At 71.0% G+C, this 15,521-nt stretch carries 14 protein-coding genes; 9 read left to right on the plus strand and 5 right to left on the minus strand.

Annotated elements, in window-relative coordinates; all coding sequences use genetic code 11:
* Nucleotides 1-137: 137 nt before the first annotated feature.
* From ACX80P_RS00190 to ACX80P_RS00210, 5 genes are all read left to right on the plus strand, one after another.
* Nucleotides 138-1,574: a hemolysin family protein gene (locus ACX80P_RS00190; protein WP_459276016.1), complete on the plus strand. Its 1,437-nt coding sequence runs from the start codon at nucleotides 138-140 to the stop codon at nucleotides 1,572-1,574.
* Nucleotides 1,571-2,662, plus strand: a complete 1,092-nt coding sequence (locus ACX80P_RS00195; RefSeq protein WP_459276017.1) for a hemolysin family protein — start codon at nucleotides 1,571-1,573, stop codon at nucleotides 2,660-2,662. The genes ACX80P_RS00190 and ACX80P_RS00195 overlap by 4 nt, the downstream gene beginning before the upstream one ends.
* 91 nt (nucleotides 2,663-2,753) lie before the next feature.
* On the plus strand, nucleotides 2,754-3,743 hold the full coding sequence (locus ACX80P_RS00200) for a metal ABC transporter solute-binding protein, Zn/Mn family (protein WP_459276018.1): 990 nt from the start codon (nucleotides 2,754-2,756) through the stop codon (nucleotides 3,741-3,743).
* Between the two features lie 64 nt (nucleotides 3,744-3,807).
* The gene (locus tag ACX80P_RS00205) at nucleotides 3,808-4,650 is read left to right on the plus strand and encodes a metal ABC transporter ATP-binding protein (RefSeq protein WP_459276019.1); all 843 of its coding nucleotides are present in this window, start codon (nucleotides 3,808-3,810) and stop codon (nucleotides 4,648-4,650) included.
* Nucleotides 4,651-4,653: 3 nt separating this feature from the next.
* Complete coding sequence (locus tag ACX80P_RS00210; RefSeq protein ID WP_459276020.1) at nucleotides 4,654-5,547, plus strand: metal ABC transporter permease; 894 nt, start codon at nucleotides 4,654-4,656, stop codon at nucleotides 5,545-5,547.
* On the opposite strand, the gene ACX80P_RS00215 is transcribed toward ACX80P_RS00210, so the two are convergent.
* From ACX80P_RS00215 to ACX80P_RS00225, 3 genes are all read right to left on the minus strand, one after another.
* Nucleotides 5,544-6,101 (minus strand): MarR family winged helix-turn-helix transcriptional regulator, encoded by a 558-nt coding sequence (locus ACX80P_RS00215; protein ID WP_459276021.1) that lies wholly within the window; start codon nucleotides 6,099-6,101, stop codon nucleotides 5,544-5,546. The two genes, ACX80P_RS00210 and ACX80P_RS00215, sit on opposite strands and share 4 nt — an antisense overlap.
* A gap of 34 nt (nucleotides 6,102-6,135) precedes the next feature.
* Entirely contained in the window at nucleotides 6,136-6,699 is a 564-nt protein-coding gene (locus ACX80P_RS00220; RefSeq protein ID WP_459276022.1) for a MarR family winged helix-turn-helix transcriptional regulator, read from the minus strand.
* 91 nt (nucleotides 6,700-6,790) lie between these two features.
* Nucleotides 6,791-7,258 carry a Fur family transcriptional regulator gene (locus ACX80P_RS00225; protein ID WP_459276023.1) on the minus strand — a complete coding sequence of 156 codons (468 nt, stop codon included), beginning with the start codon at nucleotides 7,256-7,258 and terminating at the stop codon, nucleotides 6,791-6,793.
* Nucleotides 7,259-7,335: 77 nt separating this feature from the next.
* Between ACX80P_RS00225 and ACX80P_RS00230 the strand changes: the two genes are divergently transcribed.
* From ACX80P_RS00230 to ACX80P_RS00245, 4 genes are all read left to right on the plus strand, one after another.
* Nucleotides 7,336-7,995 carry an MBL fold metallo-hydrolase gene (locus ACX80P_RS00230; protein WP_459276024.1) on the plus strand — a complete coding sequence of 220 codons (660 nt, stop codon included), beginning with the start codon at nucleotides 7,336-7,338 and terminating at the stop codon, nucleotides 7,993-7,995.
* Between the two features lie 118 nt (nucleotides 7,996-8,113).
* Nucleotides 8,114-8,941: a sulfurtransferase gene (locus tag ACX80P_RS00235; protein WP_459276025.1), complete on the plus strand. Its 828-nt coding sequence runs from the start codon at nucleotides 8,114-8,116 to the stop codon at nucleotides 8,939-8,941.
* Nucleotides 8,942-9,093: 152 nt separating this feature from the next.
* Nucleotides 9,094-9,519: an HIT family protein gene (locus ACX80P_RS00240; protein WP_459276026.1), complete on the plus strand. Its 426-nt coding sequence runs from the start codon at nucleotides 9,094-9,096 to the stop codon at nucleotides 9,517-9,519.
* A 53-nt stretch (nucleotides 9,520-9,572) separates the two neighbouring features.
* Nucleotides 9,573-10,175 (plus strand): hypothetical protein, encoded by a 603-nt coding sequence (locus tag ACX80P_RS00245; protein ID WP_459276027.1) that lies wholly within the window; start codon nucleotides 9,573-9,575, stop codon nucleotides 10,173-10,175.
* Here ACX80P_RS00245 and hrpA read toward each other — a convergent pair.
* The gene (gene hrpA / locus ACX80P_RS00250) at nucleotides 10,147-14,193 is read right to left on the minus strand and encodes an ATP-dependent RNA helicase HrpA (protein ID WP_459276028.1); all 4,047 of its coding nucleotides are present in this window, start codon (nucleotides 14,191-14,193) and stop codon (nucleotides 10,147-10,149) included. The two genes, ACX80P_RS00245 and hrpA, sit on opposite strands and share 29 nt — an antisense overlap.
* Before the next feature lie 47 nt (nucleotides 14,194-14,240).
* Nucleotides 14,241-15,251 (minus strand): helix-turn-helix transcriptional regulator, encoded by a 1,011-nt coding sequence (locus ACX80P_RS00255; protein WP_459276029.1) that lies wholly within the window; start codon nucleotides 15,249-15,251, stop codon nucleotides 14,241-14,243.
* Nucleotides 15,252-15,521 lie beyond the last annotated feature (270 nt).

Below are 15,521 nucleotides of genomic sequence, written 5' to 3' on the forward strand. Positions count from 1 at the left end.
GGACCCGTTGCCGCAGGACCCGCCGACGCAGGTTCCGGCGAGGGCGGCGCGCCGCCCCTCCCGTCGGACGCCGCGGACCCCCTCAAACGCGGACCGCTGCGCCCCCGACCTGCGCTGATCGGGGAGTGGACGTAGCGGTGGAATGGATCTACCTGGCCGCCGGCCTGCTCCTCATCCTCGGCACGGGCTTCTTCGTGGCCGTGGAATTCGCCCTCGTGGCCCTCGACCAGACCTATGTCCAGCGTGCGGTGGACGAGGGGGACACGAAGGCCGTGCCCCTGCTGCGCTGCCTCAAGTCCCTCTCGACCCAGCTCTCCAGCTGCCAGTTGGGCATCACGCTGACCACGCTGCTGACCGGGTATGTCATGGAACCCTCGGTCGGCAAGCTCCTCGAGACGCCGCTTGCCGCGCTCGGTCTCTCGGAGGCCCTGGTCGCCTCCGCATCGCTGATCATCGCCATGGCCTTCGCGACCCTGCTGTCCATGCTCATCGGCGAGCTGGTCCCCAAGAACCTCTCCATCTCGCTGCCCTTCAGGGTGGGCAGGGCGCTGGCCCGCCCCCAACTGATGTTCACCGCCGTCTTCAAGCCCGCCATCCTCGTGCTGAACGGGTTCTCCAACCGGGTCCTCAACATCTTCGGGCTCGAGGCGAAGGAGGAGATCTCCGGCGCGCGGACGCCGTCGGAACTCTCCTCGCTCGTGCGTCGATCCGCCGAGATGGGCACGCTGGACCAGGGCACCGCGAACTTCCTGGCCCGCACCTTCAGCTTCTCCGAGCGGACGGCGGCCGACGTCATGACCCCGCGCATCCGCATGGAGGTGATCGACTCGGACCAGACCGTGGCCGACGTCGTCGAGGCCGCGCGTCGCACCGGCTTCTCGCGGTTCCCCCTGATCGGCGACTCCGCGGACGACATCCGCGGCGTGGTCCACGTCAAGAAGGCCGTCGCGGTCCCGCGCCACAAGCGCGCCGACCTGCCGGCGGGCACGATCATGACCGACGTCCTGCGCGTCCCCGAGACGGTGCACCTCGACTCCCTCCTCAGCGAACTGCGTGAGGCGAACCTCCAGCTCGCCGTCGTGCTCGACGAATACGGGGGCACCGCCGGCGTCGCCACGCTCGAGGATCTCGTCGAGGAGATCGTCGGCGAGGTCGCGGACGAGCACGACAAGCTGAAACTGGGCGTGCTGCAGAGCGCCGCGGGGGACTGGTACTTCTCCGGTCTCATGCGGCCCGACGAGGTCACCCTGCAGATCCCCGGCCTCGTGGTGCCGGACGAGGCCGGCTACGAGACCGTCGCCGGGTTCGTCCTGGCCGAGCTCGGCCGGGTCGCAGCTCCCGGGGACACCGTCGAGGTCGCCGCCGGTACCCTGACCGTCGAACGCATGGACGGACGGCGCATCGACCGGCTCCAGTTCCGTCCCGCACCCGCACCCGCACCCGCACCCGAGCGCGGTGACGAGAGCGCCGTCGTGCCCGAGCACCAGCCCGTGCCCCGGGGTTCCTCGGGCGCCGAATCGACCACCGGTCACGCCTTCGCCGGCAGCACCGCCTACCGGAAGGACTCCCGATGAGCGACTGGGCGGGAATCGTCTGGCTGATCGTCCTCCTGGCCGGCAACGCCTTCTTCGTCGGCGCGGAATTCGCGATCATGTCCGCGCGCCGCAGCCAGATCGAGCCCCTGGCCGAGACGGGGTCCAAGCGCGCGAAGACCACCATCTGGGCCATGGAGCACGTGTCGCTGATGCTCGCCTGCGCGCAGCTCGGCATCACGGTCTGCTCGCTCCTGATCCTGCAGGTCGCGGAGCCGGCCATCCACCACCTGCTCGTGGTGCCGCTGGAAGCGGTCGGCATCCCCGAGGGCCTCGCAGGCGGCGTCGCGTTCGCCATCGCGCTGCTCCTGGTGACGTTCCTGCACGTGACCTTCGGCGAGATGGTGCCGAAGAACATCTCGGTGTCCGTCGCGGACAAGGCCGCGCTGCTCCTGGCGCCGCCGCTCGTGATGATCGCGCGAGTCGTCCACCCGGTGATCTCGTCGCTGAACTGGGCCGCGAACCACATCCTCCGCGCGCTCCGCGTGGAGCCGAAGGACGAGGTGTCCTCGACCTTCACGCTGGAGGAGGTGCAGTCCATCGTCGAGGAGTCGACGAAGAGCGGGCTCGTGGACGACGAGTCGGGCCTCATCACCGGTGCGCTGGAATTCTCCGGGCAGACGGCCGAGACCACGATGGTGCCCCTGAGCGAACTCGTGACCGTCCGCACCGACGCCACGCCGGAGGACTTCGAGCGCGCCGTCGGCCGCACCGGGTTCTCCCGGTTCGTCATGGTGGACGAGCGCGGCAACCTCACCGGCTACATGCACCTGAAGGACATCATGTCGATGCCGCAGGCCATGTACCGGCGGCCCATCACCGAGAACAAGGTCCGCACGCTCGCCAACCTGTCGCTCCACGACGAGATCGAGGACGCCCTGACCGTGATGCAGCGCACCGGTTCCCACCTGGCCCGCGTCCTCGGGCCGGACGGTTCCACGCGCGGCGTGCTCTTCCTCGAGGACGTGATCGAGCAGCTCATCGGAGAGATCCGCGACGCCACGCAGAACCAGGGCGCGCGGAGGTCGGGCGAGGGCATCGGCGGGCCCGACGCTCCCGTGGCCTCCTGACCGGCCCCGAGGAAATGCGAATGGTTCGCGTCTGGGCTATGCTCGAAGCGCTAACCTGAACAATTCTCAATAGTCACATCGAGGTCCCCTGATGCCCGTCTCCCGCCGTCTCGTGTTCCCAGCCCTGATAGCCGTCTCGGCGCTCGGCCTCGCCGCCTGCGGAGACGGCGGGTCCGACGCCGCGACCGGCCAGGCGGGTTCCTCCGGCGATGCCGCGATCACGGTCGTCACCGCTACCAGCGTGTACGGGGACATCGCTGCCGCGGTGGGCGGCGACGACGTCCGAGTCACCCCGATCGTGGACAGCCTGAGCCAGGACCCGCACTCGTACGAGCCGACGGTGCAGGACAAGCTGTCCGTCTCGGAGGCGGACCTCGTGATCGAGAACGGCGGAGGATACGACGCCTTCCTCGGGCGCCTCGCGGACGAGGCCGGCGTCGGGACGGTGCTCAACGTGGTTGAGCTCTCCGGTCTCGAGGAGCCCGACGGCGCCGGGGACGAGCACGCCGGTGAGGAGGAGCATGCCGATGAGGAGGAGCACGGCCACGGGTCCTTCAACGAGCACGTCTGGTACGACCTGACTGCCATGACGACGCTCGCGCAGGCGGTCGCGGACGAGCTCGCCCGGCTGGACGCGCCCAACGCCGATGCGTACCGCCAGCGCGCGGACGCCTTCGCAGAGGAGCTCCGCCCCGTCCAGGACCGGCTGGACGCACTGGCGTCGGAGCACGGGCCCGACGGCGTGGAGGTCGCGGTGACCGAGCCCGTCCCCGCGTATCTCCTGGAGGCTGCCGGCCTCGGGGACGCGACACCGGAGGGCTTCGTCGACGCGATCGAGGAGGAGTCCGACGTCCCCGTGGCGGCGCTCGACGAGATGAAGAGGCTCGTCGCGGGTGGCAGCCTCGCTTTCCTTGCCTACAATGGCCAGACCGAAGGAGCGCAGACCGAGGCCGTCCGATCCGTCGCCGAGGAGGCAGGCCTGCCCGTCGTCGAGTTCACCGAGACCCTGCCCGACGGCGAGGACTACGTGAGCTGGATGGCGGCGAACACGGACAGCATCGAAGTCGCCCTCCGGTCCTGACCGGCGCACCACCCCTGCATCCTGCCCCACCTCCCGCATCACGACGAACTGGAAGCCGCTCCGCATGACCTCGACAGTGCCCCGCGCGGCGTCCGCCCCCTCCGGGGGAACGGATGCCGGGCCGGTGATCAGCCTGCGCGGCGCGACGCTGTCCTTCGGCAGCCGGACCCTGTGGGAGGGGCTGGACCTCGACATCACGCCCGGCGAGTTCTTCGCCGTCCTCGGGCCCAACGGCTCGGGCAAGACGAGCTTCCTGAAGGTCCTGCTGGGACTGCAGCCGCTCGACTCCGGCACCGCGACCATCGCCGGCGGGCCCATCACCCGCGGCAGCCGGGCGCTCGGGTACATCCCGCAGCAGAAGTCCTTCCCGCCCGAGACCCCGCTGAGGGCCCGCGACCTCGTGGGTCTCGGGGTGGACGGGCACCGCTGGGGTCTCCGCTTCAGGGACCGCGGCTACCGCCGGCACGTGGACGGGCTCCTGCACGACGTCGGGGCCACCTCCTACGCGGACGCGCCCGTCGGCCTCCTCTCGGGGGGCGAGCAGCAGCGCCTCCGGGCCGCGCAGGCGCTCGCCACGGACCCGGCCGTCCTCCTGTGCGACGAGCCCCTGCTCTCGCTGGACCTGAACCATCAGCAGGCCGTGAGTTCGCTCATCAACCGGCAGTGCCACGAGAGGAACAGCGCCGTGGTCTTCGTGACCCACGAGATCAATCCCGTGATCGACTACGTGGACCGCGTGCTGTACCTCGCGGACGGCAGGTTCAGGGTGGGAAGCCCCGCCGAGGTCATGACGAGCGACGTGCTCTCCGATCTCTACGGCAGCCCCGTCGACGTGCTGCACAGCAACGGCAGGATCATCGTCGTCGGAGCGCCCGACGGCGCGGGCCACCATCACGAGGGGTCGTAGGCCGTGGACCTCCGCGACATCGTCGACGCCGTCTTCACGTTCGACAACTACGCCCAGCTGCTGCCCCTGGTCCGGAACTCGCTGATCGCCGGAGCGGTGCTCGGCCTGCTCGGCGGGCTCATCGGCACGTTCGTCGTGATGCGCGATCTCGCCTTCGCGGTCCACGGCATCGCCGAGCTGTCCTTCGCGGGCGCGGCGTTCGCGCTGCTCGTCGGAGCGAACGTGGTGGCCGGCTCGCTCGTCGGCTCCGTCCTCGCCGCGCTCGTCCTCGGGCTCATGGGCATCCGGGCACGCGACCGCAACTCGATCATCGGGGTCGTCATGCCCTTCGGCCTCGGCCTCGGCATCCTGTTCCTCGCCCTCTACGAAGGACGGGCCGCCAACAAGTTCGGGCTCCTGACCGGGCAGATCGTCTCGGTCGACGACGTCCAGCTGAACCTGCTCGTGGGGTGCGCCGTCGTCGTCATGCTCGCCCTCGCCGCGATCTGGCGCCCGCTGACGTTCGCGAGCGCCGATCCGGATCTCGCGGAGGCCCGGGGGGTCCCGGTGCGGGGACTGTCGATCCTGTTCATGGTGCTGCTCGGGATCTCCGTGGCGCTGTCCATCCAGGTGGTCGGGGCCCTGCTCGTCCTGGCCCTGCTGATCACGCCCGCGGCGGCCGCGCTGAAGGTCTCGTCGGCACCCGGCGTCGTCGTGCTGCTCAGCGTGGTGTTCGCGTGCACCTCGGTGGTGGGCGGGATCCTGCTCGCGCTCGGGGGGCGCATCCCGATCAGCCCGTACGTGACGACGATCTCCTTCGCCATCTACCTCGCGTGCCGCCTGATCGGATCACGCCGGTCCGCGCGCCGCACGGGCGGGGGGATCGGTTCGGGGCGAGCCGCGGGCGTCCCTGCCTAGGGGGACGCCGGGGTCCGGCTGTCGCTGCCGTGACCCGGCAGGCGGACGGCGTCCCCGATCGCCTGTTCCATGCTGCGCAGGAAGCGGGTGACCGTCTCGGTCTCCTCGCTCGTGAGGCTCTCGACGGCGGCCAGGACGCCGCGCTTCTCGATGTCGAAGGCGGACCGGAACTCCTCCGTGGCCCGGTCCCCGGGTTCGAGGATCACCGCGCGGCGGTCGACGGGGTGGCGGCGGCGCCGGATGAAGCCGGCCTTCTCGAGCCGGTCGATGACGAGGGTGGTCGATGCGCTCGAGATCCCGAGGGCGAGCGCCAGGTCCTTGGGGCTGGCCCCATCGCCCGTCTGCCACACACCGAGGAGGTAGCGCAGGGCCCCGAGGTCCGTCTCGTTCACGCTGAGCCACTGGCCGAGCCGGCGGCGGACGCCGGTCTCCACGGTCCGGTAGGCCCGGAGCGCGTTCAGGACGTCGACGCCGCTGGCCGCCTGCCGGGCGCTGCCCTCGCCGGCCGGGGGGTACCAGTATCCCGCTCCCTGTCGCGCCTCAGAATGGTCCATGCCTTTATCCTAGATCATCTAGTAGTCAATCTACCTAGGTAATCGTCTGTCCGGCCCGCGGCAGGGCCGGCGCCTCACGGGCAGGGGCGTCCGCTCCCGCCTCCGGGAGATCGAGTCCCGCCATCGCCTGCCCGAGGTCGCCGAGGAAGCGGTGGATGGTGGCGCTGTCCTCCGGTGACAGGGCTGCGGCGATCCGCATCATCCGCTCGTGCATCGTCCCCATGGTCGACCGCACCTCGTGCTCCGCTGTCGGGGTCGGCCAGACCTCGACGGCCCGCCCGTCCGTGGCGCTCCGGCGTCGTTCGGCGTGGCCGCTCTTCTCGAGGCGGTCGATGAGAACCGTCGTGGCAGCCGACGAGATCCCGAGCTCCCTCGCGAGTTCCGCGGCACTGAGCGGGCGTCCGGCCTGGCCGGCGCGCAGCATGAGGCGCAGCGCAGCCATGTCGGTCCTGCCGAGGTGCATGGACTCCCTGCTCTGGCCGCGCATGGACGTCTCGGCATTGCGGTAGCTGCGCAGGGCGTCGACGAGCTCGTGGACGGCAGCGGAGCCGGCCGTGCCAGGTACCGGTACGGCGGGGGCGGAACTGTCGGAGGACATCACCCGGCCAGCCTAGTCGGCCGGACCGACATCACCGGCGGACCGGCGGGCGTTGCGCAGGAAGGATGCCTGTGCGGGGTCGGGCGCGGGCTCAGGACCGAGCCCGCAGCGCCGTGCATTCCGGGCACAGGCCCTGGATCTCGACCGTGTGGGCGGCGTCCGTGAATCCGTGCTCCGCCGCGATGCGGACGGCCCACTGCTCGACGGCCGGTGCCTCGATCTCCACGGCCCGCCCGCAGTTCCTGCAGAGCAGGTGGTGGTGGTGGTGGTCCACGGCGCATCGCCGGTAGACCGCTTCGTTGTCCCCGTTGCGCAGGACGTCCACGAGGCCGTCGTCGGCCATCGACTGGAGGATGCGGTAGGCAGTGGCGAGCGAGACCGACTCGCCGCGCTCATGGAGCACGCGGTGGAGTTCCTGCGTGCTCACGAAGTCGTCCAGCGCGTCGAGGGCGGCGCTCACGGCACGTCGCTGCCGCGTCACGCGCTGCTCGGACCCCCTGCGGGGGGGTGCGGCCGTGCCCGGCCTCGTTCCTGCCTCGGAGGTCGTCTCAGGGGTCATGTCCTGCCCTTCCCGCGGGCTCGCGTGCCCGGGATCAGGGTCAAGATTATCAGCGCGGGCCGGGGTAGTCTGAGTCGATGCTGCTGACCAAGTACTCCCATTCGTGCGTGAGGCTCGAGCAGGACGGGTCGGTCCTGGTGGTCGATCCCGGGACGTTCTCCGAGGTGGAGGAGGCCCTCGCGGGGGCCGGTGCCGTCCTCGTGACGCACGAGCACCCCGACCACATCGCCGTCGACCGCGTCGTCGCGGTCCTCGCGGCGGACCCCTCGGTGGAGGTCTGGGCCCCGCAGGCCGTCGTCGACTCCGTGCGGGAGGGCCTGGGGGACGCCGCCGGGGAGCGGATCCATCCCGTGACCGGGGGCGAGGAGTTCCTCGCGGCCGGGTTCAGGGTGCGGACCTTCGGCGGACAGCACGCCCTGATCCACCCCCTGATCCCCGTGATCGCCAACGTGGGCTACCTCATCGACGAATCCGTCTATCATCCGGGTGACTCGCTGATCGTGCCGGACGGGATCGGCGTCGAGACGCTCCTGGTCCCGGTGCACGCACCGTGGTCGAAACTGGCCGAGGTCGTCGACTTCGTCCTGTCCGTACGCGCCCCCCGCGCGTTCCAGATCCACGACGCGCTCCTCAACGAGGCGGGCCTGGGCCTGGTGGAGGGCCACATCACGCGCCTGGGTGCGCGCTACGGCACCTCCTTCCAGCACCTCGGGGTCCGCGGGAGCGCCGACGTCTGAGCCTGCGCGGACGGCGGCGGGTTCCTTGGTGGGAGGTCCCCGGTGTGGTGGACTGGCCTGCATCAGGACCGGCCGCGGTGAGCCCGCGGCGCGGTCACCGTTCCGACAGGAGATCTCGATGAAGACTCTGATGGATGTGCAGGAGCTGCGGGACCGGATGACCTCCGGTCGGCAGACCATCCTGCTGGATGTGCGCTGGTCCCTGGGCGACCCCCACGGCCACCAGCACTACCGCAAGGCACACATCCCCGGCGCCGTGTACGTGGACCTGGAGACGCAGCTGTGCGCTCCCGGGGGCCCCGGGCTCGGACGCCATCCGCTCCCCGACCCGGAAGCCCTCCAGGAGGCGGCACGCCAGTGGGGGCTCAACGACGGCGACGCCGTCGTCGCGTACGACGACTCGGGGAACCTCGCGGCGGCACGCCTCTGGTGGCTCCTGCGCGACGCCGGCGTCGCGTCGGTCAGCCTCCTCGACGGCGGCCTGGCGGCCTGGCGCGCGGCAGGGTACGACGTCGAGGGCGGGGAGGAGCAGCACTGCGTGGGCAGCGTCCGCCTCTCCTCGGGACACATGCCCGTCGTGTCGATCCCCGACCTGCTCGACCCGGCCCAGGACGACGTCGTCCTCGACGCGCGCGCCGCCGAACGCTTCCGTGGCGAGCACGAGCCGGTCGATCCGAAGGCCGGCCACATCCCCGGCGCCGTCAGCGCACCCACCGTCGACAACCTCGGCGACGACGGCCGCTTCCGGTCCGCGGACGAGCTCCGCCACCGCTTCCACGCCCTGGGTGCCGGCCGCGGACGCATCGCGGTCTACTGCGGCTCCGGCATCACCGCGGCCCACGAGATCGCAGCGCTGGACATCGCCGGTATCGATGCCGCGCTGTTCCCGGGCTCGTGGTCCCAGTGGTCGACGACGGAGGGACTGCCGGTCGCGACAGGTGCCTGAGGGCTGCCGTGCGGCGGTGGCCCTGCCGCACGGCGGCGCGGTAGCGTCGAGGCATGACCCCAGGACGACCCGCACCGCCGCCCCTGCGCGGCGGGATCCCGCTGCCTCCCGGCCGGGCACGTGGTGTCCCGGCAGCGACTCCAGGAGGACCGATGACCACTCTCTTCACCAGGATCATCAACGGCGAGATCCCCGGGCGGTTCGTGTGGCAGGACGACGACGTCGTCGCCTTCCTCACGATCGCCCCGATCACCCCCGGGCACACGCTCGTGGTGCCGCGTCAGGAGATCCCGCACTGGTTGGAGGCCGACCCGGAGACCCTGGCCCGCGTCATGGCGGTCGCCCAGACCATCGGGAAGGCGCAGGAGGCGGCATTCGGCGCGAAGCGGGTGGGAGTCCTGCTCGAGGGCTACGAGGTGCCCCACCTGCACGTACACGTCTGGCCGACGCAGTCGCCGGCTGACTTCGACGTCACACGGGTGGACCACGCGCCGGACCCCGCCGCCATGGACCGCAGCGCCGAGGCGCTGCGCAGTGCGCTGCGCGACGCCGGGCACTCCGGCTCCGTCCCCGCCTGACCGGGCCACAGGACGCTACCGCGAACCGGCCCCCGCTGGTAGGTTGCCGGTGCATGGAGGCGATCGAGAGCATGCTGACAGGCGGCCACCCCCATTCGATGGGGCGCACCGTGGAGGTCGTGGAGCTGGTCGTTGCCGACCGGTCGAGGCTGCAGGAACTGTTCGGATGCTACGGCAGCGAGGATCCGGTGGTGCGGTTGCGCACCTCGAGTGCCCTCAAGCGCGTCGAGGCGGAGCGGCACGAATGGCTGGTGCCGTTCGCCGACCGGCTCATCGACGACGTCGGCCCCCTCGACCAGCCCTCGGCGCAGTGGACGCTGGCAAAGCTGCTCCTGCGCCTGACCCCCGACCTGACGGCGGGACAGCGCGGCCGCGCGACCGCGATCCTCAAGCGCAACCTGGAGCAGCAGCACGACTGGATCGTGCTGATCAACACCATGGAGACGCTCTTCGCGTGGTCCGACGGCGACCCCGCCCTGCGCGCCTGGCTGGACCCCCAGCTCGACCGCCTGGCCCGTGACCGGCGGGTGTCGGTCGCGAAGCGGGCGCGGAGCATCTCCGCCCGGACCGGGGCCGACAGCACCCGGCCCGGTTCGCCGCCGTCGGGCGCCGCCGGCCGGGTCGGAGCTATCGCGTCCCGGCGAGGGCCTCGTTGAGGGCCGTCCTGACGCGCTTCTCGGAGACCGAGTAGGCGGTGCCGAGGTCCTGCGCGAACAGGCTCACCCGCAGCTCCTCGATCATCCAGCGGACCCGCGCCAGAGCTGCGGGGCTGTGCCGTCCGGCGGCGAGAGACGCGACGGCGTCGTCGTACTCGTCTTCGAGCCGCTGGATCACCGCGGTGCCGAGGCCGTCGCGCTGCACGTTGGTCGGCAGCTTCTCGAGCCGCACCTCGATGGCGCGCAGATAGCGGGGGAGGTGCGCCAGCTGGGCGTAGCCGGTGGCAGCGACGAACCCCGGGTGGACGAGGTGCTCCAGCTGGCTCCGGATGTCGTTCAGGGCCGTGATCAGTGCGAGGCTCGTGGTCCCCTTGAGCTGTTTCTGGATCCGCCGGCTGCTGGAGAGCACCTTCTCCACCGTCGCCGTGACGATGAAGACCGTGTCGATGAGCTCCGCGCGGACCTCCTCGTAGAGCCGGTCGAACGCCTCCCCGGTCCAGGGCAGCTGCTCCGGGACGAGCTTGTCGATCGCCGCGAGCGAGCAGTCGCGGATCAGTTCCGCCACGCTGCCGTGCGGATTCTGGCTGAACGTGAGTTTCTCCGTGTTGCTGAGGTGCTCCAGCACGTACTTCGCCGGGCTCGGGATGCGCAGGAACAGGAGCCGGATGATCCCGGCCCGCATCGCCGTCGACTGCTCGCCCGCGGTGGGGAACACCCGCAGGCCCACGGAGGTGCCTTCGTCGACGACGGCGGGGAAGCCGGTGACACGGTGGCCGGCGACCGTGCGGGACACCTCGCGCTCGATGTCTCCGAAGACCCAGGTGCTCTCGCCCGTCCGCTCGGCGACCGCGGGCGCCTCCGCCACGGCGATGGCTCCCCGGGACAGGGAAGTGCCCTGCACGGAGGACTGCCCGTCCGCCGCAGGGGCGTCCGCTGGCTGCGCCCGGCCGGAGCCGCGGCCTGACGGTGCCGTCCCCGTGCTGTTCCGGCCGGCGGGCCCCGCGGACGCCTTCCCGCGGCCCCCGCGCCCCGGTCCGCCTGCCGGCCTTGTGCTGCCCGGCGTCGCGCCGAGGGACTCCGCGATGGCGCGGCTCACCGCCGGCGCCAGGGACTCCGTGAGGGCCTCGAGGTCGCGGGACTCGTCGAGCACGTGCCCGCCGGCGTCGACGATCCGGAACATCATGAGCAGGTGCGGCGGCACGGCCGACCAGTTCCACGACCCCGGCGGGATGACATGTCCGCGCAGCCGGCGCAGCGCCAGTTCGAGGGACGTCTCGAGGTCGTCCCGGGCAGGATCGAAGTCCGCCGCGAGGGCGGCCATCACGGTCCGGGCGACGTCGGGCGCGGGCACGAAGTTCTTCCGCACCTGCTTCGGCAGGGACTTGATGAGCGCGGTGACGAGTTCCACGCGCTGGCCGGGGATCTGCCAGCGGAACGGCTTCGGGTCCAGCTGGTTGAGGAACAGGACCGGGATGGTCACGGTGACGCCGTCGTGCGCGCCGGGTGTGAGGGGCGAGAACTCGTAGGCGAGCGGCAGCTCGAAGCCCGCCTGGTGCCAGGTGCTCGGGAACGCTGTTTCGTCGAGCTCCGCCGCGTCCTCGCTGAGGAGCTGCTCCGGGTCGAAGTCGAGCAGGTCCGGGTGTTCGTGGCGTGCCTTCTTCCACCAGGAGTCGAAGTGCCGCTCGGAGACGACGTCGGCACCGATCCGCTGGTCGTAGAACTCGAACAGGGTCTCGTCGTCCACGCGCAGGTCGCGCCGTCGCAGGCGGTTCTCGAGCTCCTCCACCTCGGCGAGGCGGGCCTGGTTGCGGCTGAAGAAGGTGTGGTGGGTCTTCCAGTCGCCCTCCACGAGGGCGTGCCGGATGAACAGTTCGCGGGCGACCTCCCGGTCGATCCGCCCGTAGTTGATGCAGCGCTGCGGGACGATGGGCACCCCGTAGAGCGTCACCTTCTCGTAGGCCATGACCGAGCCCATCTTCCGGGACCAGTGCGGTTCGCTGTAGGTGCGCTTCACGAGGTGCGGCGCCACCTGCTCGGCCCACAGGGGGTCGATGCGCGCAACGACGCGCGCCCACAGTCGGGAGGTCTCGACGAGTTCGGCGGCCATGACCCAGTCGGGCGACTTCTTGAACAGCGCCGATCCCGGGAACACGGCGAAGCGGGTCCCGCGGGCACCGGAGTACTCGCGCTTGCGCTGGTCGTAGAGGCCGATGTTGCCGAGCAGGCCGGAGAGCAGGCTGATGTGGATCTGCTCGTGCAGGCCCACGGGGTCCACTGGGCCGGCATGCAGGGTGATGCCGAGCGGCTTGGCGAGCTGGCGCAGCTGCTGGAAGAGGTCCTGCCACTCCCGCACACGCAGGTAGTTGATGAACTCCGTGCGGCACAGCTTCCGGAACTGCGTGGACGAGAGCTCGTCCTGCTTCTCCTGCAGGTACCGCCACAGGTTGAGGTAGGCCGTGAAGTCCGAGTTCTCGTCCACGAAGCGCTTGTGCTTCTCGGCCGCCTGCTGCTGCCTGGCCGGCTGGTCCGCGGACGGCCGCTCCCGCGGGTCCTGGATGGTCAGGGCCGCGGCGAGGACCATGACCTCCTTCACGGATCCGCGCGGCCCGGCCTCGACGATCATGCGTCCGAGGCGGGGATCGACGGGGAGCTGGGCGAGCTTCCGGCCGACGGCGGACAGGCCGCCGTCGTCCTTCAGCGCACCGAGCTCGCGGAGTAGGGCGACGCCGTCGTTGATCGCCTTGGTCTCGGGAGGCTCGACGAACGGGAACTCAGCGATGTCCTTGGGACTGCGGGTCACGCCCATCGCGGCCATCTGCAGGATGACGGCGGCGAGGCTGGTCCGCAGGATCTCCGGCTCGGTGAACGGCCGCCGCGAGGCGTAGTCCTCCTCCGAGTAGAGGCGGATGGCGATGCCGTCGGACACACGCCCGCTGCGGCCCGAGCGCTGGTTCGCGGAGGCCTGGGAGACGCGTTCGATCGGCAACCGCTGCACCTTGGTGCGGTGCGAGTAGCGCGAGATACGTGCCGTGCCGGTGTCGACGACGTACTTGATGCCGGGCACGGTGAGGGAGGTCTCCGCGACGTTCGTCGCGAGGATGATCCGGCGGTTGCTGCCGGTGGGGCGGAAGACGCGGTGCTGCTCCTCGAGGGAGAGCCGCGCGAACAGGGGGAGGACCTCCGTGCCGCGCAGGCGCGTGGTGAACTGGATGCGGGCACGGAGGGCGTCGGCGGCGTCGCGGATCTCGCGCTCGCCGGAGAAGAACACGAGGATGTCGCCGGGAGCCTCGAGGGAGAGTTCGTCCACCGCGTCGCAGACGGCGTCGAGCGGATCGCGTTCCTCCTCGAGTTCGCTGTCCGCGTCGCCGTCGCCGTCGTCGAGCCCGCCCGGCGGCTGGTCGAGGGGCCGGTAGCGGATCTCGACGGGATACGTGCGGCCCGAGACCTCGATGATCGGGGCCGGGGAGGTGTTCGCCACGGCGGCATCGGCCGCGAAGTGCGCGGCGAAGCGTTCGGGGTCGATGGTGGCCGACGTGATGATGACCTTGAGATCCGGCCGCTCGGGCAGGATCCGCTTGAGATAGCCGAGGATGAAGTCGATGTTCAGGCTGCGCTCGTGGGCCTCGTCGATGATGATCGTGCTGTACTTGCGCAGCATCCTGTCGTGCTGGATCTCGGCGAGGAGGATGCCGTCCGTCATCAGCTTGATCTTCGTCCTGCGGCCCACCGACCCGGTGAAGCGGACCTGGTAGCCCACCTCCTCGCCGAGCGGGACCTGCAGCTCCTCGGCGATGCGCTCGGCGACGGTGCGTGCCGCGAGGCGCCGCGGCTGGGTGTGGCCGATCAGCCCGTGCTCCGCCAGGCCGAGTTCGAGGCACATCTTCGGGATCTGCGTCGTCTTCCCGGACCCGGTCTCGCCGGCGATGATGGTGACCTGGTTTGCCGCGATGGCGGCCATGATGTCTGCCCGGCGTTCCGAGACGGGAAGGTCCGCGGGGTAGGAGATAGTCAGTGGCATAGTTGCCTGCCAGTCTAGTTCCTCGTCTCGGGCTGCAGGCGGGGTGTTCACCGAGGGCTGGGGTCCGGCGCTCCCTCGCGGACTGCACTATCCTGCCCGGCTCCGGCGCCGGTCGCGCGGCGCAGCCGGTCGGCGACGACGGCGGCTCGCTCCCGCATGACGGTCGGTTCGAGGACCTCGAAGTCGATGTCCCAGCTCGCCAGGTAGGCCAGCGGGAAGTCGAGGGAGTCGAAGCCGGCCCTCAGCAGCGTGTGCTGCTCGCCGTCGGCCTCGAGGGAGCCGGTGCTGGGCGGGACGCGCGCCTCCAGTTCCCGGAGGGGCGCGTGGAACCGGATCACGGCGTCGTAGGAATAGGGCGAGCGCGTGATGGACTCCTGCACGTAGGCCGCGAGGTCCTGCGCGGGCAGCGGCCGGGGCAGGAAGCGGTCCCGCTCCACGGGCACGCTCCGGCACCGGTCCACGCGGAACGTCCGCCAGTCCTCCCGCGAGCGGTCGAAGGCCACCAGGTACCACCGCCTGCCGGTGTCCACGAGCCGGTACGGTTCGACGACGCGCCGGGAGGACTCGCCGTCGTGCCGGTCGTAGCGGAACGCGACGCTGCGGCGCTCGGTGATGGCCGCCGACAGGGCGGTCAGGATCTCCGGGTTCACGGGTGTGCTCACGGCCGCCATGCGCGTCACCGCGGAGCGCATCCCCGCGAACCGGGGCCGCAGCCGGGGCGGGAGGACCTGTTCGAGCTTGGTCAGTGCGCGGACCGAGGCTTCCCCCACGCCGGAGACGGGGCTGGCCGTGACGGCGGTCAGGCCGAGCGCGACGGCGAGCGCTTCGTCGTCGTCGAGGAGGAGGGGCGGGAGCTGGGCGCCGGCCCCGAGCTGGTACCCGCCGGCGACCCCGGGGGAGGCGTTGATGGGGTAGCCGAGGGTGCGCAGCTTGCCGATGTCGCGCCGGACCGTCCGCTCGGTGACCGCCATGCGCTGCGCGAGGGCGGGGCCGGTCCACTCGCGCCGGAGCTGGAGGAGCGAGAGGAGCTGCAGCAGGCGCGCCGAGGTCTCGATCATGGGTCAACGGTACGGCGGAATGCGGACAAGAACTGTCCTTATCAGTTCCGTGGGCGCGGGGGGAACGCAGGATGGACGGCAGCCGGAATGCTCCGCTCGAAACCACCGAGATCGGTGGTGCGAGGACGCCGTCCCGCCGGTCGGTGTCCTGTTGTCCGACCAGCGGGAGGCCATCGCATCGGTGGCGGCCCTCTTGATGAGCCCTGACGGTGCTGCACCGATCGATCAGCTGCGGAATCGGATCGAGGCCCCAGTGTCCGGCGGCGTTCC

Source organism: Arthrobacter arabinosi (assembly GCF_054511115.1).